At 69.5% G+C, this 21,049-nt stretch carries 22 protein-coding genes; 13 read left to right on the top strand and 9 right to left on the bottom strand.

Features of this window, described 5'->3' with window-relative positions:
* Positions 1–53: 53 nt before the first annotated feature.
* From AB0J09_RS18345 to AB0J09_RS18320, 6 genes are all read left to right on the top strand, one after another.
* Positions 54–1,100: a zinc-binding dehydrogenase gene (locus tag AB0J09_RS18345; protein ID WP_360691846.1), complete on the top strand. Its 1,047-nt coding sequence runs from the start codon at positions 54–56 to the stop codon at positions 1,098–1,100.
* 287 nt (positions 1,101–1,387) lie between these two features.
* Positions 1,388–2,203, top strand: coding sequence for a HAMP domain-containing sensor histidine kinase (locus AB0J09_RS18340; RefSeq protein ID WP_360691843.1), 816 nt, complete (start codon positions 1,388–1,390; stop codon positions 2,201–2,203).
* A 38-nt stretch (positions 2,204–2,241) separates the two neighbouring features.
* Complete coding sequence (locus AB0J09_RS18335) at positions 2,242–3,444, top strand: ATP-binding protein (protein WP_360691841.1); 1,203 nt, start codon at positions 2,242–2,244, stop codon at positions 3,442–3,444.
* A gap of 210 nt (positions 3,445–3,654) precedes the next feature.
* A complete protein-coding gene (locus AB0J09_RS18330) occupies positions 3,655–4,137 on the top strand; it encodes a hypothetical protein (RefSeq protein WP_360691838.1) in 483 nt (160 codons plus the stop codon).
* Positions 4,134–4,940 carry a class I SAM-dependent methyltransferase gene (locus AB0J09_RS18325; RefSeq protein WP_360691835.1) on the top strand — a complete coding sequence of 269 codons (807 nt, stop codon included), beginning with the start codon at positions 4,134–4,136 and terminating at the stop codon, positions 4,938–4,940. Before AB0J09_RS18330 ends, AB0J09_RS18325 begins: the two co-directional genes overlap by 4 nt.
* A 65-nt stretch (positions 4,941–5,005) precedes the next feature.
* Positions 5,006–6,208, top strand: a complete 1,203-nt coding sequence (locus tag AB0J09_RS18320) for a cytochrome P450 (protein ID WP_360691832.1) — start codon at positions 5,006–5,008, stop codon at positions 6,206–6,208.
* Positions 6,209–6,340: 132 nt separating this feature from the next.
* Here the strand turns inward: AB0J09_RS18320 and AB0J09_RS18315 are convergent, their stop codons facing one another.
* Positions 6,341–6,478 (bottom strand): hypothetical protein, encoded by a 138-nt coding sequence (locus AB0J09_RS18315; RefSeq protein ID WP_360691829.1) that lies wholly within the window; start codon positions 6,476–6,478, stop codon positions 6,341–6,343.
* 153 nt (positions 6,479–6,631) lie between these two features.
* Here AB0J09_RS18315 and AB0J09_RS18310 point away from each other — a divergent pair, with 153 nt between their 5' ends.
* Entirely contained in the window at positions 6,632–7,099 is a 468-nt protein-coding gene (locus AB0J09_RS18310) for a hypothetical protein (RefSeq protein WP_360691826.1), read from the top strand.
* Positions 7,100–7,431: 332 nt separating this feature from the next.
* Here AB0J09_RS18310 and AB0J09_RS18305 read toward each other — a convergent pair whose 3' ends face one another.
* Positions 7,432–9,996: a DUF6493 family protein gene (locus tag AB0J09_RS18305; RefSeq protein WP_360691823.1), complete on the bottom strand. Its 2,565-nt coding sequence runs from the start codon at positions 9,994–9,996 to the stop codon at positions 7,432–7,434.
* A 124-nt stretch (positions 9,997–10,120) separates the two neighbouring features.
* Here AB0J09_RS18305 and AB0J09_RS18300 point away from each other — a divergent pair, with 124 nt between their 5' ends.
* Positions 10,121–10,525: a nuclear transport factor 2 family protein gene (locus AB0J09_RS18300; RefSeq protein ID WP_360691820.1), complete on the top strand. Its 405-nt coding sequence runs from the start codon at positions 10,121–10,123 to the stop codon at positions 10,523–10,525.
* 5 nt (positions 10,526–10,530) lie between these two features.
* Here the strand turns inward: AB0J09_RS18300 and AB0J09_RS18295 are convergent, their stop codons facing one another.
* Together AB0J09_RS18295 and AB0J09_RS18290 are read right to left on the bottom strand one after the other, a co-directional pair.
* A complete protein-coding gene (locus tag AB0J09_RS18295) occupies positions 10,531–11,079 on the bottom strand; it encodes a hypothetical protein (RefSeq protein WP_360691817.1) in 549 nt (182 codons plus the stop codon).
* Positions 11,069–11,632 (bottom strand): hypothetical protein, encoded by a 564-nt coding sequence (locus AB0J09_RS18290; protein ID WP_360691814.1) that lies wholly within the window; start codon positions 11,630–11,632, stop codon positions 11,069–11,071. The genes AB0J09_RS18295 and AB0J09_RS18290 overlap by 11 nt, the downstream gene beginning before the upstream one ends.
* A 177-nt stretch (positions 11,633–11,809) precedes the next feature.
* Here AB0J09_RS18290 and AB0J09_RS18285 point away from each other — a divergent pair, with 177 nt between their 5' ends.
* Entirely contained in the window at positions 11,810–12,184 is a 375-nt protein-coding gene (locus tag AB0J09_RS18285) for a YciI family protein (RefSeq protein ID WP_360691811.1), read from the top strand.
* Entirely contained in the window at positions 12,181–13,455 is a 1,275-nt protein-coding gene (locus AB0J09_RS18280; protein WP_360691808.1) for a DUF6596 domain-containing protein, read from the top strand. The genes AB0J09_RS18285 and AB0J09_RS18280 overlap by 4 nt, the downstream gene beginning before the upstream one ends.
* 116 nt (positions 13,456–13,571) lie before the next feature.
* Here AB0J09_RS18280 and AB0J09_RS18275 read toward each other — a convergent pair whose 3' ends face one another.
* Positions 13,572–13,961: a metalloregulator ArsR/SmtB family transcription factor gene (locus tag AB0J09_RS18275; protein ID WP_360691805.1), complete on the bottom strand. Its 390-nt coding sequence runs from the start codon at positions 13,959–13,961 to the stop codon at positions 13,572–13,574.
* Between the two features lie 255 nt (positions 13,962–14,216).
* On the opposite strand from AB0J09_RS18275, the gene AB0J09_RS18270 reads away from it, so the two are divergent.
* The 3 genes from AB0J09_RS18270 to AB0J09_RS18260 are packed head-to-tail and all read left to right on the top strand — an operon-like array spanning position 14,217 to position 15,879.
* On the top strand, positions 14,217–15,449 hold the full coding sequence (locus tag AB0J09_RS18270; protein ID WP_360691802.1) for a sodium:proton exchanger: 1,233 nt from the start codon (positions 14,217–14,219) through the stop codon (positions 15,447–15,449).
* Positions 15,450–15,476: 27 nt separating this feature from the next.
* Positions 15,477–15,620, top strand: coding sequence for a hypothetical protein (locus AB0J09_RS18265; RefSeq protein WP_360691799.1), 144 nt, complete (start codon positions 15,477–15,479; stop codon positions 15,618–15,620).
* Between the two features lie 28 nt (positions 15,621–15,648).
* Positions 15,649–15,879 (top strand): hypothetical protein, encoded by a 231-nt coding sequence (locus tag AB0J09_RS18260; RefSeq protein WP_360691796.1) that lies wholly within the window; start codon positions 15,649–15,651, stop codon positions 15,877–15,879.
* A 68-nt stretch (positions 15,880–15,947) separates the two neighbouring features.
* Here AB0J09_RS18260 and rph read toward each other — a convergent pair whose 3' ends face one another.
* The 4 genes from rph to AB0J09_RS18240 form a co-directional block, all read right to left on the bottom strand.
* Positions 15,948–18,602 carry a rifamycin-inactivating phosphotransferase gene (gene rph, locus AB0J09_RS18255; protein ID WP_360691793.1) on the bottom strand — a complete coding sequence of 885 codons (2,655 nt, stop codon included), beginning with the start codon at positions 18,600–18,602 and terminating at the stop codon, positions 15,948–15,950.
* A 31-nt stretch (positions 18,603–18,633) separates the two neighbouring features.
* A complete protein-coding gene (locus AB0J09_RS18250; RefSeq protein WP_360691790.1) occupies positions 18,634–19,359 on the bottom strand; it encodes a TioE family transcriptional regulator in 726 nt (241 codons plus the stop codon).
* A gap of 147 nt (positions 19,360–19,506) precedes the next feature.
* The gene (locus AB0J09_RS18245) at positions 19,507–20,649 is read right to left on the bottom strand and encodes an FAD-binding oxidoreductase (protein WP_360691787.1); all 1,143 of its coding nucleotides are present in this window, start codon (positions 20,647–20,649) and stop codon (positions 19,507–19,509) included.
* A gap of 11 nt (positions 20,650–20,660) precedes the next feature.
* Positions 20,661–21,049 (bottom strand): ABC transporter permease subunit (locus AB0J09_RS18240; protein ID WP_360691784.1); only part of this gene is annotated, 389 nt, incomplete at its 5' end.

Here is a 21,049-nt window from a genome sequence, read left to right as displayed (position 1 = left end):
CGGGCGTACGGAACCGATCGACACACCGCTGCAAAGAAGGAGAGATGATCATCATGGACACTATGCTCGCTGGACGCTTCTATCTGGACACCCAGAAGTTCGTCGTGGAAGAGGTCCCCGTCCCCGTGCCCGGCCCGGGGGAGGTACTCATCAAGGTCAAGGCCGCAGGCGTCTGTCTATCGGACGTCCACCTGATCGACGGCACCCTGCGCCCCCTGTTCGCCACCTCCGACGCGGTCACCGTCGGCCACGAGGTCTCTGGGGTGATCCACACCCTCGGCCCCGGCCTCAAGCGGAGCCTGAGGGTGGGCACCCGCGTCACCCTGGAGGCCGGACAGAGCTGCGAGCAGTGCGATGACTGCGCCCGCCGCCGCCCCTGCACCCAGGTCCGTACCCGCGGCATCGACTACGACGGCGGCTGGGCCCAGTACACCGTCGCCCGCGAGGACACCCTCATCCCCATCCCCGACAACCTCCCCTTCGACCAGGCATCGATCATCCCGGACGCGGTCTCCACCCCCTACGCCGCCGTCGTGGCCACCGCCGGGGTGCGCCCCGCCCAGGCCGTGGGCGTGTGGGGTGTGGGTGGAGTGGGCGCGCACAACGTCCGCGTCGCCCGTCTGGTCGGCGCCGCGCCGATCATCGCCGTCGACCCGCTGCCCGGCGCCCGGGAGCGCGCTGTGGCCTTCGGCGCGGACATCGCCCTCGACCCTGCCGCCGACGACTTCGCCGACCAGGTACGTGCGGCCACCGCTGGACGCGGCCTGGACTTCGCCTTCGACTGCGCCGGCGTGCCCGCGGTCCGGGAGCAGGCGGCCACGGTGCTTGGCCTCAACGGCGCCCTCATCCTGGTCGGCATCACCCCGAAGCCGCTCACCATCAGCGAAGGCCTGACCTTCAACTACATGCGCAAGCAGGTACGCGGCCACTACGGCGGCTTGCCGGAATCCGTATCCGAGCTGGTGCGGCTGGCTGCAGGCGGCCGACTCGACCTGGCCCCCTCCATCACCGACCATATCCCGCTCGCCGACGCCGCCGAGGCCATCCACCGGCTTGAGCACAAGACCGGCGACCCGATCCGCCTCATCCTCGTTCCCTAACGCCGAGGACAACCGGCCGGTGCCACAGAGATCACTCTGCGCGCGCTGGCCCTGACCTTTGCCGCATTTCCGAGCGCCGAAGAGAAACCGACAGCGACATGTCTCAGCTCGATTACCCCATCGCCCGCCAGGACCCGCGCCTGGACATCACCGGCCTGTACGTCTTCTGGGCAAAGCGCAGCACCGCATCCGGAGGATGTGCGGTGTGCGGCAACGGCTTGCCCGTGAATACGCAAGGTGACAGCCCCGATTCCGCGGAATCTGATCGAGAGAAAGGATCGTCCGCGATGACGCGTCCGACAGCCTGGTACGACCGTGAGGGTCCACACTCGCTCCGTGAGGGCCGAACCGCGGCGACGGTCCCGATCGTCCCCGACATGCTGAGAGAGCTGGAGTCAGAGCTGCAGAAGAACCGGCAGTTCGCCTCCGACGCCTCCCACGAGATGCGCACGGCCGTCGCGGGACTGCGCGCGGAGCTAGAGGAGGCCTGCCTGTATCCCGACCAGACTGATCACCACGATCTGCTCACCAGGGCGCTGAGAGGCGTCGACCGGTTGGATGCGATCCTCACCGACCTGCGAGTCCTCGGCGAAATGGAGACAGGCCCACCCATGGAGCCGCAGCAAGTCGACCTCGCGGAGCTGGTCCGGGACGAGGTCTGCCGCCGGGTCGATCGCCTCGCGGTCCAGCTCTTGCTTCAACCGGGCGTGACCGTCCAAGCCGTCCCGATCCGGATCGCCCGACTGGTCTCCAACCTGCTCGACAACGCTCAACGGCACGCCCAGCGGATGGTCGAGGTCAGGGTGAGCCGCGCGGGCGACAGCGCCGAGATGACCGTGGCCGACGACGGAGAAGGAATCGCGAAGTCCGAGCGGGAAAGGATCTTCCAACGCTTCACCCGCCTGGACGCCGCACGCCGCCTCGACCACAAAGGCACCGGCCTCGGTCTCGCCATTGCGCGCGACATCGCCCAGGCGCACCTGGGCACCCTCCACGCTACGGAGTCCGCAACGGGCGGGGCCTGCTTCGTGCTGCGGCTTCCCCTCGCGGGACCAGCCCGTCTGGCAAGCCGGCGGGCAAGGCAGATGCCCGAACAAGGCTAGGGATCTTTGACCTGCCAGGCATAACGGAGAGGAACGCGATGAGACACCACGTTGACTACGCCGCCGTGTTCACGGCCATTCCGAGCCCGTGCCTGATCATGACGCTGAATCTGACCATCGTGGCCGTCAACCAGGCATACGCCGACACCTGCGGACTTCAGACAGAGGAATTGCTGGGCCGGTATCTCTTCGACCCGTTTCCCCGTAATCCCGCCGATCCCGATGAGATTCGCGCGCTCCGCAACCTCGAAGCCTCGCTCTGGCGGGTCCGGGCCACCGGACAGTCCGACGTCATGGCTCCGCACAAGACCGCCATGCCGGTGCCCGGCAGCGCGGACGTGTTCGAGGAACGGTACTGGAGCGCGATCAACTCTCCTATCCTCGACCCGGACGGAGCGGTGACGCTGTTCCTCCACCGGGTCGAGGACGTGACCGCGTTCCTCACCGGGCGACAGCAGGCCGGCGCGCGGGCGAGGAAGCTGGACGCGCATGAGCACACGATGGAGGCGGAGCGCTGCGCCCCCGACGAGGAATTGCAGGAACTCAACGAACAGCCGAGGGAGGCGGAAACGCACTTGGAACAGCTGTTTGACCGGCAGCGTCAGTTTGCCGCCGACGCCTCGCACGAGCTCCGTACGCCGATCGCCGGCCTACGCCTGCAAGTAGAGGCGGCGAAGCTGTATCCAGACGACGTCGACCTGCCCGATCTCCTGGACCATGTCATGGGTGACCTCGATCGGTTGGAGAACATCATCAATGATCTCCTCTTTCTGGCCCGGCCGCAGGCCGACACTGGGAGAATTCTTGAGGATGTGGACCTGACAGAGCTGGTCGAGGCACAGGCGGCTCGCTGGGCCGACCGGTGCAACCTGCGGCTCGACGTCGATCCCGCGGTGACGGTGAACGCCGCCCCGGGCGAGATCGCCCGATTGTTCGTCGCCTTGCTCGACAACGCCCGACGTCACGCCACCCACATGGTGGAGGTTCGCCTGCGCCGAGCAGGCGAACATGCCGAACTGGCCGTGGCTGATGACGGCGAGGGAATCGCCCCTGCCGACCGCGAACGCGTATTCCGGAACTTCGTCCGACTGGACACCGCCCGCAGTCGCGACCGCGGCGGTGCCGGCCTGGGGCTGGCCATCGCGCGCGACATCGCCTCAGATCACCACGGCACTCTGCACATCGAAGACTCGGCGACCGGTGGTGCGTGCTTCGTATTCCGCATTCCCCTCGCCCGCTGACACCGGGCCTGATCTGGCCCATCTTCACCCCCCGTAGCGCGTCCATCTGCGCCTGGCCCTGACCAGCCCTATCAGCCCTTTCCGGCTTACCTGCTCTGCCCCCCTTCCTCACTTTCAAGGAGCGCAACGTACTGGCCCCTTGCTCGAGGCCGACGGGGGACGTACGCTTCGTAAAGTACGTACTTTACGATGCTGCCGGAGTTGGCATAGATGGATCCCCGGGAAAGCGAGTTCGTCGACCGGCTGGGGCTGGTCATGGAGCGTTTGGGCGGCACGCGGACGATGGGTCGCCTGTACGCGTGGCTGATGATCTGTGACCCGCCACACCAGTCCCTCACCGATCTGGCGGCGCAACTCAGCGTGAGCAAGACCGCGATCAGCACGGTCGCCAGGCAACTGGAGGCGGTCGCCATGATCGAGCGCGTCCCCAGGTCGAGCCGCGAGCACCATTACCAGGTGGTCCACGGTGGATGGGAGCACGTCATGCGGGTCCAGCTGGCCGCCATGCAGCCGGTCCTGGAGACGTTGGACTTCGGGCTGTCAGTCGTCGGCGACGATCGGCCCGAGCAACGGGCGCGGCTGGAGGACACCAAGGAGTTCTTCGCCTTCACCGCGCGCGACCTGGACGAGTTCCTCCAGCGCTGGCGGGAGTACCGCGAGAAACCGGAAGACGATGATGGGGGCGTCGAATGAACGCGGAAAGGGTGGATTTCAGCGGCATCACCGACGAAGGGGTGACCTGGACGCTCCTGGGCACGCTCTACCTGCGGGCATGGGAGAGCCGGCTACCGGCGCCGATCCTCGGCGACCACCACGCGGCCGAGGCCATCCGGCGCATCGACTACGACTTCGCCAAGCTGAAGCGGCGCATGCGGCCGAACAGCAACCAGTTCCTGGTGGCGCTGCGGGCCCGGCAGCTCAACGACTGGAGCGCCGCCTTCCTGTCCCGGCATCCGGACGCCATCGTGCTGCAACTGGGGTGCGGCCTGGACAGCCGGATGCTCCGGCTCGACCCGCAGGGGGCGCTGCGCTGGTTCGATCTCGACATTCCCCAGGTCATCGACCTGCGCCGCCAGCTCTATCCGGAACACGGCACGTACCGGATGATCGGCGCGTCGGTGACGGACGACGGCTGGCTGGAGAAGATCCCCGCCGACCGCCCCGCCCTGATCATCGCCGAGGGGCTGCTGCCCTACCTGACCCCATCCGAGGTGCGCCGCCTGCTGCAGCGGCTGACCGACCACTTCACCTCAGGCGAGTTGATCTTCGATGGGCTGGCTCCGTGGGTGGTCCGGATGGCCAAGTTGTTCCACTGGTCCCCGCGCGACGGCCGGGACGTCGAGCGCTGGAACCCCCGCCTCACCTGCGCCGACCAGGTTCCCCTCACCGCGCACTACCGCAGGATCCCGGTACGGCTCTACCGCGTCATCTACCGGCTCATGAACGCCGTACCGGGACTGCGGAACATGTCCGTGGAATACCGCTTCACGTTCTGAACACTCGGCAGGCCACGGAGTACATCTCGGACACCGGCAACAGACCCACGACCAAGGGAGAGGCGATGGCTGACATCGTCGAGCGGTACAACATCCCCGAACAGCACTTCTGGCTGCGCGGGCAGCGATCGGGCCCACCTGTCGAGCACGACGCCCGCGCCGGGATGTGGAACGTCTACGGTTACCCCGAACTGCACGAGGTCCTCGGCGATCCCGCCACGTTCTCCTCCGACACCATGCGCGTGATCCCCAAGGACCTGAAGCCGGACAGCAAGGACCTCTCGCTGGAGGGCTTCATCACCCAGATCGACCCGCCGGAGCACGGCAAGCTACGCAAGCTGGTCAGCAGCGCCTTCACCCGGAAGGTCGTCGCGGATCTCGAGCCGAGGATCGCCGCCCTCACCCACGAGCTGCTCGACGCGGCACAGGATCGCGGCCGGCTGGAACTGGTGACCGATCTGGCCTATCCCCTCCCGGTCATCGTCATCGCCGAACTCCTGGGCGTGCCCAGCAGCGATCGCGCCCTGTTCAAACAGTGGGCCGACGGGCTGTTCCAGCGCGACACCAAGGTCTCACTCGCCGAGCCCGCCGAAGAACAGAACGTGGACATGGAGGCCACGCTGAAACCGTGGAAGGACATGTACGCCTACCTCGCCGGCCACGCCGCGGAACGAAAACGACAGCCGCGCGCCGACCTGCTCACCAGGCTGGTCGAGGCTGAGGTGGACGGCGAACGCCTTCCCGACGGCCAAGTGGTCAACTTCGCGATCGTCCTCCTGCTCGCCGGACACATCACCACGACGATGCTGCTCGGCAACACAGTGCTGTGCCTGGACGCCTTCCCGGAGCAACAGGACAAGGTACGGGCCGACCGCGCCTCGATCCCGGACGTCATCGAGGAATCCCTCCGCTTCCTCACCCCGTTCGCCGCCCTCGGCCGCGCCACCACCCGCGAAGTCGAAATCGGCGGCGTGACCATCCCTGCCGATCAAATACTCATGGCCTGGCTCGGGGCGGCCAACAGAGACCCCCGGCAGTTCCCCGACCCTGACGTCTTCGACCCCGGCCGCGACCCCAACCCACATCTCGGCTTCGGCCGCGGCATCCACTTCTGCCTGGGCGCCCCCTTGGCCCGCCTGGAGGGACGCGTCGCCCTGAACATCCTGCTCGACCGATTCGACCGCCTGTGCACCGACCCGGGCGACCCGGTGCACTTCATGCCCACGCCGACCATGACAGGAGTGCGCCGCCTTCCGCTGAAAATCTGACGCCCGAAGGATCGGCCATGCGGGAAACGGCGCCCTCGCCGGTGAGGCTGAGGGCGCTGTCCTGGTTCAGCACGGAGCAACCCGTGGGCAGGGTCGCCGCTGGGTGACGTTGGCGCACCGGCGTGGCCGGCGTCAGCTGCGAAGATCGGCGATGCATCCGTCCGGGCGGATGAGCACGCTGGTCGGTGCGGTGATGTGGTCCGCCTGGTGGGCGCTGTGCTTGTCGTCGTGCATGACGTGCGGGCCGGTGATGGAGGGTGTGGCGGTCATGTGGGTGCGGGTGGCGGCCCCGCCACGCGCAAGGCTCCAGGCCGCGGGGGCCGGGCACCCGGATGGAGCCGGCGCAAACAACACCAACTAAGTAGCGCATTGCAGCGTCTCACCTACTGTCTGTGCTCACGCACCTCCTGGGAGGAACGCTCCATGCCGACCATCAAGCCCGCAGCACGCAATCGAGCGAAAGGGTGCGGCTGCCTTGTCGTCGCCCTCCTGCTCGTCGTGGGCGGATGCAGCGCCCTCTTCGGCAGCGACGACCGAGCCCCCGCGTCTGCCGCCTACACGCCGGCGCCGATCCCGTCGTACAGGCCCTGGACGCCGGAACCTCGGATACCGCGACCCGTGGCCAGCCGCGGCGACGACGGCGTCGCCGACCGTTACGACAATGACGATGACGGCGACGGAGCGACCACCCTCAACGACATCGATGACCACGACCCCAGCAAGGGCAAACGCCCCAAGCGGAAGAAGACCCGCCAGCCCCGTCCGCAACCGCAACCGGAACCGATCCAAGTCGGCAACGTTCGCCCGGGCGGGTTCTGCGGCACACCGGGCGCTGTTGGAACCTCCCGTGGCCGCATCTACCGATGCCGCGGCGGCCACTGGCGGCGCTGAACAGCGCTTGACTGCTCTTGGTGCCATTCCTGGCACCGTGGAGTACGGCCTCCTCAGGTCAGGACCGACGGCTCTCCGGGCTCCGGGACCACGCCGCACGCTGGGCTTTCCCGGAGTGGACGCCGCGGGCCGGCGACTGGAACCACTTGTACACGGGATTCGTTGACGACGGCACACCGTACACGGACGTGCGAGCACTCACCACTGCGCCCACCCCGACCCGGCAAGCGACACCGAGCTGTGGAGGTGTCTCGACTGCGGCTGACGACGAGCTCCCAGTCGATGTCCCAGGTGGTGTTGAGGCGAGGATCTTGAAGACGATCCCGACGCCTTTACAAAGTAGATTTCTGAGGGGCGGTCACGAGGTACCGTAACCGCCGCGCCTCCTGGACCAGCCTGCTCGACCCCTTGCGGGCCGTTACCGCTGCCACTTCCGGCAGCTCAGCACGCACCCCCGCGATCCTGGCCGCCCTCGCCCCCGCCGCGAGGAGGTCGGCCACCCCCGCACGCGGCCGTTCATCCTCCTTCGGCAGCAGACCCGGCAGCAGTCGCACGATCACCTCCCACACCGTCTCGTGCGCCCCCGCCTGTGTGGCGTCGTCGAGCACCGACACCACCCGGTTGAGCTTGAGAAGGCCCCGCGTGACCAGCTCCGTGAGCGCCTCCCCCAGCGCCGCCACCGGAACCTGCCCGCGCGCCGCCAGTGTCAGCAGCGCTTCGGTGGCGGCCGCCCGGCTGGTGGCGTTCGCGTGGCCCATGCCGCAGGCCAGCGCGTGCGCCATGCCCTCACCGATCGGGCCGTCCGCGTACGCCAGGCCCACCAGCGCCTGGGTGGGCAAGTCGTTGAACTCCATGCCGGCCGACAGGTTCCAGATCATGTGCACGGCCACGACCTCCCGGTGCGAGGGCATGACGAGAGGCCACCACTCGAGCGTGTACGCGTAGCCGGTCTCGAGCTCGTACAGCTCGCGGATCGGCTCGGGCAGGTCGCCCGACAGCTCGGCCTTCAAGTCCCGCGTCGGCTCCCCCTGCCGCGGGCGATGCTCCACGACGAAGACCTTCACTCCCGGATCGGCCGGGCGGCCACCGCGCATCCAGGCGGCACACGTGCGGCCCGCCTCCGAGGTCAGCCCCTCCGCCCGCCGCCAACACACCTCCGGGATGTCGCGGGGCAGCCGCAGCAGGGCCTGCGCCAGATCCAGGGGCAGCGCCCGCACGCGGGCGGCTTCCAGCACCTCGAGGCGATCGAGCAGCACACCGGGGTCGATGTGGCCGGTGCCCGCGGTGGGCGTGGCCAGCAGGACCGGGTAGCCGTTGCCGTCCTCGAACGACCGCGCGAGCTCGTGGGCGCGGCACAGGTAGATCCGGTCCAACGCGCGCAGGGGCAGCGGCTGCTTGACGGCCGTCTTCGACAGCGACCTGCTGTCCTCGGGCGAGGCGAACGCGAGGAAGGCCCGGCGCACGGCCTGAACCGCCCCGTCGTGGAGCCGGTCCCCGTAATGACCGAAGAAGAGCGGATCGACCGGCTGCGACCAGGGAAGCAATGCCTGGCGGAGCGCGCCGGGCGCCCGGTGCGACCACTCGGCCAGCCCGCCCAGGAGCCGCTCGAACATGTACGGGTCCAGGTCAGGCGCGGCGGCCTCGCGTACGAGCTGCTCCGCCGAGGCGATGGGCGCCGGCATCGCCGGGCCGTCCCCGACCGCGGGAAGCGGGATGACGGCGACCTCCTCCGCCTCGATGCCGCCGCCGTACGCGGCCGAGATCTTCTCCCGCAGCTCGCCGGGCAGCACGGCCGCCGCCTGGCGTACGGCCTCGCGACCCGGCTCACCGGCGTGCCGGGCCAGCTTGACGACCAGCCGCACGGCGCGCTCCTGCAGCGCCAGGGTGTCCTGCGCGAAGATCACGGACAGCGCGGCCAGCACGACGTCCACCCGCCCCGCGTCGCGGAGCACGGCGTCGCCGGCCCACGAGACCACCGCACGCAGCAGCTTCTTCTCCGGCCGGAACGCCAGCGCCTGCACCGCCTCGGCGAACAGCTCCTCCTCCAGCCGCCCCGCCTCTTCGAGCCGCCGCAGCTGCGCCAGCGCCAGATCGGCCACCGAGACCGGCCCGGCGGGCAGCAGCCTGGTGTAGTCGGCGGCCCGCCCGGCCGACTCGTCGATGTCGAGGTCGAGCCGGTCGTGCAGGATCGCGAGGGCAGCCGGCGCGGACGGCCCGTCACGCAGCAGCCGCCCCACGACCCCGTCGATGACCACCTTCCGCTCCAGCAGCCCGTCCTCGACGAGCCGGACGATCGTGCCCACCTGATTGGGGAGGGCCTCCCCCAGGCCGTCGATCTCGAAGATCCGCGGCGTGAACGCGGCGAACAGCGGATCCGTGGCCGCCGGCTTCGAGTCGAGCGCGCGCAACCAGCCCACCATGAACGCGTCACCGTCCGGCGGCTCGATGCCGGTCTCCCGCACGAACGCCGCGGCCACCTCCCAATACCGCAGCTCGGGCACGCGCAGCCGCCTGGCGATGCGGCGCGCCACGTCTGCCTTCCACGCGGCGGGCCGCTCGCGCAGCAGCTCGAGAACGAGCTCGTCGTCGCCCTGCATCCAGCGGAACTCGCGCCTGAACAACCACGCCGCGACGGCCGCCGCCCCGCCGAGGCACCCGACCCCAGCCAGCAGCATCGACCTGAGCTGCTCCTGCCAGGCCGACCAGTCGCCCTCGGGCCGCAACGTGGCCACGTATCCCGGCAGCCGCTCCGCGACCTCCTTCCGACCGGCCGGGTCCAGCTCGCCGACGAGGCGAACCACCTTGCCGGTCGCACCGCGCGCGGCCAGCTTGACCAGCCGCTCCCACGCGCTCACCCGGCCGCCTCTCCAGCGGGCCGGGAAGAAGAACGGGCGCACGAACACACCTCCGCTGTGTCAGCCATCGCGGCGACCCTAGCGGGCGCCCACGACAATCTCGGACTCCGCGAGACGGCGGCGCTCAGGCCTGAGACAGGCCGGAATGTGATATGATCATTTTGTCATGAATAGTCATGACACATCCCGGCCCCACGTGCTTCTCGCCGGAGACCCCGACGGCCCCGCCGCCCGCTTCGTCGCGGCCATGAACGCCGGCGATCCCCAGGCGATCGACCACGTCTACGAGGACGGCGCCGTCCTCGTACCGGTGCCCGGCCATCCCGTCACCGGCCCCGCACGTCTCGCCGCCAACCAGCACCTGCAGAGCTTCGGGCTGCCGATCGAGGCGCGTCCGAGGCACGCGTACGTGGCCGGCGACATCGCCCTGCTCATCGTCGACTGGTCCATGCGCGGCACGGCACGCGACGGCACCGAGATCGACATGAGCGGCACCGCCACCGACGTCGTCCGCTGCGGCCCCGACGGCCAGTGGCGCTACGTCATCGACAACCCCCACGGCACCGTCTGACCGGCTCAGCCGCCGAATTCGGCCACGTGGTCCCGCGCCCACCGGCCATAGGTGCGCGCGGGGCCACCGGTCACCTTCTCGGCCGTGTCCGTGGCCGGCGCCGGACGGTCCACCGCGTCCCGCGGGTGGCGGATCACGGACTCCGCGACGTCCAGCGCCTCACGATGCTCGGCCCGATCCTGTACGACGAAGCGGACCGGCCGGCCGATCGCCTCCCCGATCAGCTCCGCCTGCCGCTCGCGCGTGCCCGGCTCCGGCCCGGTCAGCACGTACACCGCTCCCTTGTGCACGGGCTCGGTCAAGGCGCGCGCCGCGATGTCGGCCTCGTGCACCGGAGCCGAGTGCGCGTCGGGGAACGGATCCCGTACCACCCCCTCGGCGCGTACCGGCGCCGCCCACTGCAACGTGTTCGTGGCGAACGTCACGGGCCGCAGGTACGTCCACGCGATGCCCGAGCCGGCCACTACGGCCTCGGCGTCAGTGATCGTCCTCGGATCCGTCCGCTGCGATGAGCATCGCCGACAGCCGGGGATGGTGATCGGATCAGCCGGCACGCCGGTCGTCGACCTCGACGGACAGGCATCGCCACGGCATGGCGAACGGGATGAGATCGCCGCTCGCCACCCGCACAGGCTCCTCCGGGAGGAAGTGGACGACCGTCCCAGTCGTGCTGTCATCGTCGATCGGTACCAGATCAGTCACGGGCGCGCCATGTTCGTACCGCTGAGTCCAGGATCCGTTGTGGCGGCGGTTGGTATGGACGAGCCACTCGCTGAGCGCCGCGACGACGGACATGCCCCGGCGCGGATGACCATCGGAAAGCAACTGTGCGTCAGGGTGATCGAAGAACCGGAGGTCTTTCGACGCCATAACCGGCTTCTTCACGACCCGTCCATGTTCGTCAAAGCGGGTGTCAGTGCCTCGCCCGTCATCTGCCACGGACACTGAGCCATCGGGGTGGAGTGTCACGACACAGCACCCTCCGTTGTTGCACTCCGCCTCGTCGGCTGCATAGGCGACGACTTCAAGGATCAGATGCCGGACACCACCGGGAGCGAATGTGTCCGGGTTCTGACGGATGCACGCCAGGTGACCGAAGTCCACCACGCTCGCCCAATCGTGCGTCGTGTTACGCCAGGAAGCCCTTGATATATCCACCGAAGAAGTATGCCAAGTCATCCCCGAGCCGTAGCAGCGGCTTGATGGTCTCCCAGAGTTCCTCAACCGCCTTCTTCGGGGCCGCTGTCGAAGACGGCTGTTCCCGTTCGTCGGGTGATAGAGAGGATGACCACCAAGAATGAGGAGGGCCTGATGCCCCAGTACGGAGTCCTGGTCTACATGCCGGCGCCGGGCGACCCGATGAAGATCTCGCCTGAGTACGAAGCGGCGCTCGAACGGTACCCGGCCCAGGTCGAGGAGCTGGGCGGGCGCGGTGTCGCGGGCTATGCGCTGCAGCCCAGCACCACGGCCACGTCCGTGCGCGGCGGCGACTTCGTCACCGACGGCCCGTTCATCGAGGCCAAGGAGGTCATCGCCGGGTTCTTCATCCTGGAGGCACCGGATCTGGACGTCGCCCTGAAGATCGCCAAGCTCAACCCGGTCTACCTGGACGGCGGCGGCGTGGAGGTCCGGCCGCTGTTCGTCCCGCCGGCGGAGTGAGCGACGACAACAGGGCCGCGGTCGAACGCGCCGTGGCGGACGCGCACCGTCGCGAGTGGGCCTTCGTGCTCGCCGCGACGGCGCGCGTCGCCGGCGTCCTCGATCTGGCCGAGGAGTGCGTCCAAGACGCCTACCTCGCCGCACTGGAGGCCTGGGCCCGCGACGGCGTGCCCCTCAAGCCCGGCGCCTGGCTCACCACCACCGCCAAACGCAAAGCACTGGACGTCCTGCGCAGGGACCAGGTGTTCCGGGCGAAAATGCCGCTGCTCGCAGAACCGGACGAGGTCGACATGGATGAGCCCGACGACGAGGCGATCCCCGATGACCGCCTGCGCCTGATCTTCACCTGTTGCCACCCCGCGCTGGCTCGGGAGGCCCAGGTGGCGCTGACCCTGCGCCTGGTGTGCGGGGTCGGCACCGGCGACATCGCCAGGGCGTTCCTGGTCTCCGAGCCGACCATGGCAGCACGGGTCACCCGGGCCAAGAAGAAGATCTCCGCAGCGGCGATCCCGTACCGGGTGCCGGACACCGGCGAGCTGCCCGAGCGGCTGGACGCGGTGCTGACCGTCATCCACCTGCTCTACACCACCGGGCACACCGCCTCCGCGGGCGCCGATCTGGTCCGCACCGATCTGGTGGAGCGCGCGCTGGGCCTGGCCCGCGTGCTCTTGGCCCTGATGCCCGATGAGGCGGAGGTCCGCGGGCTGCTTGCGTTGTTGCTGCTCACCGATGCCCGCCGGGCCACCCGGACCGACGCCCAGGGCCGGTTGCTGTTGCTGGAGGAGCAGGACCGCACCGCCTGGGACCGGGCCGCCATCGACGAGGGACGCCGCCTGGTCGAGGGCGCGTTCCGTACTGGCCGGGCCGGCCGGTACGCGCTGCAGGCCGGCATCGCCTGCCTGCACGCCGGCGCCGCCAGTTACGCAGCAACCGACTGGCGCCAGATCCTCTGGCTCTACAACGAGCTGCTGAAGGTGTGGCACTCCCCGGTCGTCGCACTCAACCGGGCGGTGGCGACCTCGATGGTGCACGGCCCCCAGGCCGCTCTCGAGGAGATCGACGCTCTGGCACGAGACGACCGGCTCGCTGCCTACCACTATCTTCCCGCCATTCGAGCCGACCTGCTGCGCCGGCTCGGCCGCCCCCGCGAGGCCGTCATCGCCTACCGCGCGGCGTTGGAACTCGCCGACAACGAGGCCGAACGGGAGTTCCTCGCCTCCCGCCTCGCCGAGGCTGTCGATTCCGGATCCGGTCGCTCGTCGGAACGGTAGAGGACCGGCCGCAAGGAGTGTTGCATGGACATGGCCCTGCCGTACCTGAGCGCGGATCTCCCCCTCTGCCACCCAGCGGCTGTGGATCCTGGAGATCTAGGGGTTCCTCATCGCGGTCAGCGGGTGGTCGGAGGGTCGGGCGCGAGTGATCCGTCCGGGGCGATGTGGTCGAAGATCTGCTGAATGAGGGTCAGGACGTGCGGGTCGTCGACGGTGTAGAGCTGGCGCCGACCCGCACGGTGCGCGGCGATCACGCCGGCCAGCCGCAGCTTCGACAGGTGCTGTGACACCGTGGCGATGCTCATCCCGACGTGGTGCGCGAGCGTGCCGACGTCGTAGGAGCCATGCGTGATCAACCACACGAGGTGCAGGCGAACCGGGCTGGACAGCAGCGCGAACGTGCCCGCCGCCGATCTCAGCTGTGCCGGGGTCGGTTCGGCCGGTGGCGGCGGCTTCGCCGCTGGTGAGGACTGCATGGTGAGGCCATTGTCCCGCCCGAGCCGCATGGCCCGCATCTCGGCACGACGTTTTGTTATTTGCGAAAGCGACGAAACGATGGCAAGCTGAAGGGACTCCGAAGGGGAGTAGCCCGTAACACCACGCGTCGACATGCTGAGAGCCCTCGGGTTCTCCGGCGGTGGGGACCGGCGTCACGTCACCGTGACATCGGTGGACGAGACCTTCGGCCAAGCAGTCATGCCTGGCCGAGCTCCCTGGATGCCCGGTCCGGCTGTTCGCCGTCCGGGAAGGGAACTCACGTCGTGCTCCCCAAGTTGCTGCGGCCGCTGGCTCTGTGTGTGGTTTTCACGGTTCCCGCGCTGGTCGCTCGTCTCGCCGGGATCCATCCATCGCCGCTGGTCGCGTTGCTGATGTTCGGGGCGGCGGTCGTGGCGGCCTCGTTCGTGCTCGCCTGGGCGGCGGAGGCGGCGCAGGTCGATATCTCCGGCGGGCTCGCGATCGCGATCCTGGCGGTCATCGCGGTGTTGCCGGAGTACGCGGTCGACCTGTACTTCGCTTACACCGCGGGCTCTGACCCCACCTACGTCGCCTACGCCGCGGCGAACATGACCGGCTCCAACCGGTTGCTGCTCGGCCTGGGCTGGTCACTGGTCGTCTTGCTCGGCCTGGCGATCGCCAAGCGCCGCACCGGCCGGACCGTCCGGGAGCTGGTACTCGACTCCGGATACCGCGTCGAGCTCGGGTTTCTCGCGATCGCGTCGGTGGTGGCGTTCGTCATTCCCGCGACCGGCCAGATCTCCCTGGTGCTCGGGTTCGCGCTGCTGGGGTTCTTCGTGTTCTACCTCTGGAAGATGTCCCGCGCCGAGGTCGATGAACCGCACCTGGTCGGGCCGGCGGCCACCATCGGGGCCCTGCCCCAGCGGTCGCGCCGCACCCTGGTGGTCGTTCTGTTCCTGTTCGCCGCCGTGGTCATCGTCGCCAGCGCCGAACCGTTCGCGCAGGCTCTGATCGCCACAGGCAAGCAGTTCGGCGTCGATGAGTTCCTGCTCGTGCAGTGGCTCGCGCCACTGGCGTCCGAGTCACCCGAGTTCATCGTCGCCATCCTGTTCGCGGTACGCGGCAAAGGCGACGACGCGATCGGCACCCTGATCTCCAGCAAGGTCAACCAGTGGACCCTGCTCGTCGGCAGCCTGCCCATCGCCTACCTGATCGGCGGCGGAAGCGCCGGCGGCCTCGCGCTGGACGCCCGCCAGATCGAGGAGTTCCTGCTCACCGCCACCCAAACACTGCTCGGTGTCGCCGCCCTGCTCGCACTGCGATTCCCCCGCTGGGCCGCCTGGACACTGCTGGGCCTGTTCGCCGTCCAGTTCGCCCTGCCCGGGCAAACCGCCCGCTACGTGCTGTGCGGGATCTACCTGGTGATCGCGCTCGCCGCACTCATCCGCAACCGTCGCCACATCCTGCCTACCCTTCTCGCTCCGTTCCGTCCGATCTCAGACGCCGAACGCGCACCCGCCCTCACGCACAACTCCTGAACGGGTGCCTTCGGAGGAATCCCCGACATGAAGATCATCGACCGTATCCGCGTCTACCTGCACAGCCCCCAGGGACAACGGCTTGCCAAGCAGGCCCGCGAGCAGTTCAACAAGCCGGACAACCGGCACCGGCTACGCGATCTGATCCGCCGCCTCCGAAACCGCCGTTGATTAGCGGACCAACAGACGGGACCTTCCAGTGAGCGTTTCGCTGCACCTACGCCCGGCAGGCAACCATGACCTACGCGGGCACCACCTGCCAGAGCTCCGCTATCCGCACAACAGTGTGCTGGTGGTAGCCGGCGTCTCCGTCAAGGACATCGCCCAAGACTCCGGCCTGAAGGTGACCACCATCGACGAATGGATCGCCATGGACTACCTGCGCCGCACACCTACGATGATCAGCCGCGCAAAACGGTGCCCATCTTGAAGCTGCCGAGCGAGGAGCTCCGATGAACATCATTGACCGCGCGTATCTGCGCAGCCCACGGGATCAGGTCAGAGCAGTTCGACGTACCCCTCGGTGCCGTTGACGCGGATGAGCTGCCCGTCCTCGATGCGCCGGGTGGCGTTCTCCACGCCGACGACCGCGGGCAGGCCGTACTCCCTGGCGACCACCGCACCGTGGGTCATCACTCCCCCGACCTCCATCACCACCCCCTTGACGGAGACGAACAGCGGAGACCAGCTCGGGTCGGTGAAGACCGTGACGAGGATGTCGCCCTCCTCGACCGCCGCCTCGTCCATGCTCAGCACGACCCGGGCCCGCCCCTCGACGACGCCGGACGACACCGCGATGCCCGCCAGCGCCCCCTCGGGCAGGGCGCCGGTGTCGTACTCGCCGGAGATCACCTCACCCTCGGAGGTGATCACGCGCGGCGGCGTGAGCTTCTGATACTCCTCGAACGCCTCGCGCCGCTCCTCGATGAGCGAATAGCCGAGCCGTCCGGTCCGCACGACCTCCCGGAACTCCTCGAGTGACAGGAAGTACACGTCCTCGGGCTCCTTGACCACTCCCCGCTCGACGAGCTTCGCCGCCTCGGCGAGCAGCGCCTGCTTGTACAGCTCGTACCGCTGGAGCAGGGCGTGCTTGGAGTACTCGCGGTAGCCGATGAAGTGGCGGATGAGGCTCATCTGCCGCACCGCCTTCTTCGCCTTCCGCTCGCCGCCGGGCAGCTCCCTGAGTCGCTCCAGCAGGTCGGCGATGGTGCGCTCGGCCTCGGCCCGGCCCCGCTCGGCCTTGCGGGCGCGCTCGCCCGGCGGGAAGTTCCTGACGTTGCTCAGCAGGAGCGGGACGAGCCGGGTGGGGTCTTCGCTCCACCGCGTCCTGGTGATGTCGATGTCGCCCGAGCAGTGCATCCCGTACGCGTGCAGATAGCGCTCGATCGCGCGGCGGGCCTCCGGACCGCCCTCCAGGCCGTCGAGCCCGGTCAGGAGCGTGTCGCGATCGGCCCGTTCGAGGTGCTCGAGCACCGACGGGTACGGGCGGATCGCGTCGGCCACGTCGAGCAGGTCGAGGCCCATGGCGGCCACCACGTTGTGGTCGGCGGACTGGGCGATGGGGTCGGCGGCGTTCTGCACGCCGAGCCAGGCCTTCATGTGCTTGTTGACCCAGTTCACCGCCTGGATGCCGACGAAGGCCGCCGCCACGCTGCGAGGGTCGAACGTGAGCCGGGCCAGCACATCGTGGTCGTCCAGGATGTACGCGAACAGCGCGTCGCCCGACTTGCCCGCGATGCCCCGCCGCAGCTCCTCGACCGTCCTCTCGTTCTCGGCTATCAGCTCGGGCACGGCCTCGGTGTCGTCCTTGCCGGACAGCTTCAGGTACTGGCGGGCCATCGGCAGCAGCCCGCCCTCGCCGAAGTCCAGCATCGAGGTCTTGCCGTGGGCCAGGCCGCGCACGAAGTCCTTCCTGGCCAGGACCTGGCGCAACGCGTTGGCCATGAGGACGTCCACCTGGCCGAGGCTCTTGAGCGTGACCGCGCGGGCCCACGTCGAGGACAGCTCGGGCGACACGTCCTTGTAGAAGCGGCCGCCGGTCACCGTCCCCGCCGAGCGGCCCAGCCGGTCGTGCAGGAGCGCGAAGACCGACAGGCCCAGGGGCTTGAAGGCGTCGGTCATCATCTGGCGGTGCCCGTACGACATGTAGACGTGGTTCTTGCCGTCGCCGGTCGCGGGCACCGGGTAGAGCGTGGTGATGGGGCGGCTCTGGAGGATCTGGAACCCGCCGTCGACCAGCCCCCACTCGATGTCCTGGGGGCGGCCGAAGTGGCTCTCGATGCGGCGGCCCAGCCGTTCGAGGCGGACGATCTGCTCATCGGTCAGGGTCTGGACGTGCCGGCGGGCGGGCTCGATCTCCCTCTCCTCCGTGCCGCCGTCCGGGGAGGGGCGCAGCTCGATGGTCTGGGTCACGACGTTCCGCACGATGATCTCGCCCGCGCGCACCCGGTAGTTGTCGGCGTTCGCCACGCCCGACACGAACGCCTCGCCCAGGCCGAACCCGGCGTCGATCGAGACCACGTTCCGGTTGCAGGTCACGGGGTCGGCGGTGAACATGATGCCCGCCGCCTCGGGGAAGACCATCCGCTGCACGACCACGGACACGCGGACCGCGTGGTGATCGAAGCCGCTCTTGATGCGGTAGGCCACCGCCCTGTCGGTGAACAGCGACGCCCAGCAGCGCCGCACGCTCGCGAGCACCGCCTGCTCTCCCGTGACGTTCAGGTACGTGTCCTGCTGCCCGGCGAACGAGCTCGACGGCAGGTCCTCGGCGGTGGCGCTGGAGCGCACGGCGCAGGGCCCGTCGCCGAGCTCGCCGAGATGGCGCAGGATGTCGCCCTCGATCTCGGCCGGCACGGGCAGGGTCTCGACGGCCGTCCTGAGCCGCGCGGCCGCCTCGGCGATCCCGCCCCGGTCGTCCGCCCGCAGCCCGGAGAGCCCGTCGATCAGCTCGGCGACCGTCTCGTCCGACTCCACCACCGCGCGGTATGCCTCGGTGGTGACGCAGAAGCCCGGTGGCACCCGCACGCCCTCGACGGCGGACAGCTCGCCGAGGTTGGCCCCCTTGCCGCCGACCAGGGGGAGCAGCGTCTTGTCGATGTCGTGGAAGCCGAGCACGTATGCACCCATGGCGTCATCCCGTCTGCCTGTCATGGCGGATTAATATACAGAGCTGTACTGTATCTTAATCCGTCAGAGCTCCCTTCAGGAGGGCGTCGAGCTCCGCGGCGCCGGCCAGCATGGCGCGGCCGCGCGCCGACAACCGGGCGTGCCAGTCACGCAGGGTGGCCTCCAGGGGTGCCACCCCTCCTGCGGAGCGCACCTGCGCGAGCAGCGGCGCGATCTGCTCCAGCAGGTAGCCGCCGCGCCTGAGCTGGTGGACCAGCCGGGCATCCCGCACGTCGGCGGCGGTGTAGACGCGGTAGCCCGTTTGAGGGTCGCGTCGCGGATTGACCAGCCCGGCACGCTCCCATTTGCGGAGGGTGGCGGACCTGATCCCGAGCCTTCTGGCCAGGGGGCCGATGAAGGTGTCGCCGACGGGCTCGTGACGTTCCAGAGGCCTGGACCCGTCCTCGGACGTCAGGTCGCGAAGCGCCCGCTCGACGGCCAGCAGCGTGCGGCGGTCTTCGAGCAGCTGGGCGTGGCTCTCGTCGATGAGCTGCAGGGCCTGCTCGACCGCGCCCCTGCTGACCTCTCGCATGATCGAGCTGGCCGTCTGGTGGCCGTGGCCGGGCACCAGGGCGAGGAAGGCGCGCAGCGCCTGCGCGTGGGCAGGGGTATAGGCGCGGTAGCCGCTGGACGTGCGCGCGGCCGGCGGGAGGATGCCCGCTTCTTCATAGTTCCGGATCGCCTGCGTGGACAGACCGTGCTCGCGCGCCAGGTCCACGGGGCGGAGTCGCTCGCGGGGCATTGCAAAAGCTTAGGTGGCAGGCCTGCCTTCGCGGGAGCACGGCCATGGGCCTGCCGCGCCGTACTCCGGCTGAGGTCCTTGAGGAGGAGAGGGACGGCACCTGCGCCTCCTCCCGCGAAGGACCTCAGCCGGGGTACGGCGGGCGGGTTACTGCTGCCCCGGCCGCCGAGCCGGGGCCGGGGTAGGGCCGGCGGTGCCGTCGGCGAAGCGGGTGGGGCGGAAGGGGGCCAGCAGCGGCGACTCCTCGCCGTACAGCTCCCCCGCCACCTCGCCCAGCAGCAGCGGCGCCAGGGTGACCCCGCTGTGCGTGGCCACCGTGTACAGGCGCCGCTCGGCGTCCGTGAAGCCCGCCACCGTGAGCCCGTCGCCGGGCATCGCCCGCTGGCCCACCACCGCCCGCTCCACCGTGGCCCCGTCCGTGGCATGCAGGACGCCGGGCAGCAGAGCCATGATCGAGTCCAGGACGTCGGCCGGCACGGGCACGGCGGGGTCGGCCCGGCCGTCCAGGGGCAGCGACTGCAGCAGCAGCCGCCCGCCCCCGTCCGGGCGCAGGTTGAGCCCCGCCGTGGTGAGCACGCGCGACAGGCGGGCGGGCACCGGGGCGGTGGTGACCAGGAAGCCGTTCGTGACCGCGCCGGACACGGCCGGGTCCAGCATCGGGACCTCCGCCCCGGCCATCGCCGCCACCCGCTGCGTCCAGCGCCCGGTGCAGGTGACCACCACATCACCGGCGAAGGTACGCCCGTCGGCCAGCGTCACCTTCGCCCCCGACGGCGACGTCTCGATGCCTGTGACCTCCGCGCCGCACTCGACCACGGTCCCGCCGTCCCGCGCCTCCCCGAGCAGCCGGCCGAGCAGCCGCAGCGGCTGGACGTACGCCTCGATGGGGAAGAACACGAACTCGGCGCCCACGGGCGGCGGCACCAGGTCGGGCTCCAGGGCGAGGGCACGCCCGGCGGTCACCCGCTCGACCGGGTAACCCATGCCGACCAGCCGCTCCACGCGGGCCTCGAGCAGCTCCTTGTGCGCGTCGGTGACCGCGTACTCGAGGTTGCCCGTCTGGTAGAACCAGTCGCCGGGGAGCTGGTGGTGTGCCCAGACGGCGGCGTGGTTGAGGTCGAAGTACGCCTTGGGCGTCTTGTTGTTGGCGTTGACCCACGCGACCGACGTGGACGTCGTACCGGATCCCGGGGTACGCGCCTCCAGGACGGTGACCTGCGCGCCGCGCCGGGTGAGCCCGGCCGCGACCGCGGATCCGACCACCCCCGCACCGATGACGACGACTCGCACACTGGCTCCTCTCACTTGTGATCCGTATCGGCGCCGAACAGCCTGGCCACGCCTACGAAACGTTCGATGACGACGACCGCGACCACGGCGAACAGCACCATCAGGGTGCCGATGGCGGTGACCGTGGGGTCGTAGTCGTACTGCATGTAATTGAAGATCCGCACGGGCAGCGTCTGCAGGTCGGTGGTGACCACGAACAGCGCCACGGTGAGGTCGTCGAAGGAGGTGATGAACGCGAAGAACGCGCCGCCGATCAGCGCCCCGCGCACCGCGGGCAGCGTCACGTGCCAGAACACCAGGAACGGCGGGGCGCCGAGCCCGGCCGCCGCCTTCTCGGCCGACCGGTCCAGGCCCGCGAGCCCGGCCAGCACGAGCCGTACCGCGTACGGCACGGTCAGCA

The sequence above is a fragment of the Nonomuraea sp. NPDC049784 genome (genome assembly GCF_040659615.1).
Taxonomy (GTDB): Bacteria; Actinomycetota; Actinomycetes; order Streptosporangiales; family Streptosporangiaceae; genus Nonomuraea.
Note: the sequence above shows the minus strand (reverse complement) of the source record. Positions and strands in the feature narration are given on the sequence as shown.